General features: G+C 30.9%; 3 protein-coding genes. All 3 read left to right on the top strand.

The window, feature by feature from the left end:
• A partial coding sequence (locus tag VK998_RS06575; RefSeq protein ID WP_325226749.1) for an amidohydrolase family protein occupies positions 1–1,082 on the top strand: 1,082 nt, incomplete at its 5' end.
• A gap of 159 nt (positions 1,083–1,241) precedes the next feature.
• Positions 1,242–1,964, top strand: coding sequence for a cysteate racemase (gene cuyB / locus VK998_RS06570; protein WP_325226747.1), 723 nt, complete (start codon positions 1,242–1,244; stop codon positions 1,962–1,964).
• Between the two features lie 113 nt (positions 1,965–2,077).
• Positions 2,078–3,322, top strand: a 1,245-nt coding sequence (locus VK998_RS06565; protein WP_325226745.1) for a polysaccharide biosynthesis protein, incomplete at its 3' end; no start/stop codon positions are given.

Below are 3,322 nucleotides of genomic sequence, written 5' to 3'. Positions count from 1 at the left end.
AAGGAGATATCCTTATAGAAGACGGAAAAATCCTAGATATAGGTGAGAATTTAAGTTGGGATGAAGGAGAAATAATAGATGCTAATGGTTTAGTAGTAATCCCTGGAATAGTAGATGCTCATAGTCATATAGGTGGTTTTGGTAGTACTATGGATGATCAGGACTTAAATGAAATGACTAAAAATGCAACTCCAGAAGTTGAATCCATATATTCTATAGATACCAAGTCTCCAGAATTCAAAAGAGTTACGAAGGCTGGAATTACAACTTCAGCAATTGCTCCAGGAAGTGGTAATGTCATAGGTGGGTTAGTTTGTGCAGTAAAATCCTATGGTGAAAGCATTGAAGGAATGTGCATTAAAAACCCAGTGGCATTAAAAGCAGCTTTAGGAGGCAATCCTAAAGGTGTCTATGGAAAAAGAAATCAAATGCCTATGACTCGTATGGGAATTGCCAGTGTAATTAGAGAAACATTGATTAAGGGTCAACGATATATGGAAAAAAAAGAAAAGGGAGAAGCAGATCTTGATATTGGAATGGAAAATGTATGTAGGGTACTTAGGAAAGAGATTCCATTAAAAGTACATTGTGAGCAATTTGATATGTTGACTATAATTCGCATTGCCAAAGAATTTGATATAGATTTTACATTAGATCACGCTTGGGGGGCAAGCGATTTTTACGATGATATTGTAGAATCAGGCTGCAAAGGAGTAATTTACGGGCCTATAGGAGTGTTGCTTTTGCCTGGTGAATGTGGCAAAATCGATATCCATAGCCTTATAGAATTAGATAAAAGAGGGGTACCATGTGCCATAATGACAGATGGTCCTATATTAAATCCTGATGTAATTATAATTCAGGCTGGTGAAGTAATTCGATTTGGGGGGGATATTGAAAGGGTTATCAATATGCTCACCATAAATCCAGCTAAAATTATTGGTGTTGATGATAAAGTAGGTTCCATAGAAAAAGGCAAAGATGCTGACTTAGTTATCTTCGATGGAACTCCTGCATTGGACACAAATGCTACTGTAAAATACACCATAATCAACGGACAAATTGCTTATAGTAATAAGTAATTTGTCCTCCTCTACACAAAACTGTAAATAACGATTTTTTGAATATACCAAAAAGCCAAAGGATACTCCCCCTCTTTTGGCTTTTTTTATTTTTTAATGAAGTGAATAAAAAATTTTGATATAATTATAATACAAAATGAAACAAAAATTTATTAAGAAATGGAGAAATTAGATATGATATTGGGAATAATTGGAGGAATGGGACCTTTAGCCACATGTGAATTATTTAGAAAGATAATTGATTCGACAGATGCAGATAAAGACCAAGAACATTTGCATATTATTATTGACAATAATACAAAAATACCTGATAGAACAGCTTATATTTTAGGAAAAGGAGAAGACCCAAGACCAGAACTAGTAAGGTCTATGGTCAAATTAGAAACCATGGGTGCAGATTATATAGCCATACCTTGCAATACAGCTCATTACTTTTATGATGATATTGTAAAATATTCAAAAACAAAACTATTAAACATGATATATGAAACGGGAAATTTTCTTAAAAAATATAATCCAAAAGATAAAGACTATTTCCTCTTATCAACAGAAGGAACATATAAAACAAAAATTTATGAAAAGACTTTTAACGATTTAAGCTTAAATATATTAACACCAGATGATGAAGATAAAAAAACAATTATGAAATGGATATATGGAGTTAAATCCTCAGAATTTAATGTGAAATTATCTGAATTTGAATCTCTAATAAATAAATATATGAAAAATAAAGATATGCCTATTATAATAGGCTGTACTGAATTATCTGTTTTAGTGGAAAAAATAGGATTAACCAAGAAATATTTTGATCCAATGACTATATTGGCAAAGCGTTGTGTGGAATTGGGGAAATGTAATATTTTATTACAAAAACAAAAATAAAAGCAAATATTTTTGAAAAATCTGTACTTTTAGTTGAATTATATTAGGGCTTTTGGTATAATATACCTGCTACTATAGACCTAGGGAGTCAAAATCAATATATTAAAGTAGCTATGGGGGTAGGGGTATATGAAAAGAAAAAAGGTTTTTGTACTGGTTTTTTTAGATATTCTATGGATAAATTTAGCATATTTTTAGCTTTGTATTTAAGATTTGATGGGGAAATAGATAATATATACATACATAGGTTGACAAATAATCTAGTAGTGATTACCATAATAAAACTATTAGTTTTTTATATCTTTAAACTATATAGAAGTTTATGGCGATATGCTAGTATCGATGAGATGATAGAAGTTGTAGGAGCTTCTATTATCTCTAATTTATTCACTGGGATTTATCTACATTTAGTACAAGCAGGGTTGCCTAGGAGCATATATTTAATGGTACCTGTTATGGATATGGCTTTTATTGGTGGGAATAGGTTTGTTTACAGAATTATTCATAGAATCAAATTTGGAGTATTAAATGTAGATAAAAATCTAAAAAGAGTTTTAATTGTAGGAGCTGGTGCTGCAGGTTCCATGGTTATAAAAGAATTGAGAAATCATGAAACTTTGAATAGCAGACCAATTGCAATAGTAGATGATGACCCAGCAAAAAATAGACAGAATATTAATGGAGTGCCAGTGGTAGGTAGTAGAAAAGATATTGTAAAAATATGCGAAAACAAAGATATAGATGAAATAATCATAGCAATACCGTCTGCTAGCAGAAAAGATATTAAAGCTATAGTAAATGAATGTAAAAAAACAAAATGTAGAACTAAAATACTCCCAGGGGTTTATGAAATATTAAATGAAAAAGTCAGTATAAATGAGATAAGAGATGTGGAAATTGAAGATCTTTTGGGTAGAGATGAGATTAACCTTAATACTGATGAAATAAGTGATTACATAAAAAATAAAAAGATATTAATAACTGGTGGAGGCGGATCCATTGGTTCTGAATTGTGTAGGCAGGTTGCTCGATTTAAGCCAAAAGAGCTTATAATATTAGATATTTATGAAAATAACGTTTATGATATTCAAAATGAATTATTAAGAAGATATAAGGATTTGTCTTTACAGGTTAGAATTGCAACTATTAGAGACAAGCAAAGAATTGATGAAATATTTGCATTAGAAGATATAGATGTAGTATTTCACGCTGCAGCTCATAAACATGTGCCTCTAATGGAAGAGAATCCTAAGGAAGCTATTAAAAATAATATATTTGGAACATTAAATGTAGTAAAAGCTGCAGATAAATATGGAGTAGGGAAATTTGTTTTAATATCTACAGACAAAGCAGTAAAT

This window comes from Schnuerera sp. (genome assembly GCF_035459645.1).
Lineage (GTDB): Bacteria > Bacillota > Clostridia > Tissierellales > Tepidimicrobiaceae > Schnuerera.
This window is presented reverse-complemented; position numbering and strand designations above follow the sequence as displayed.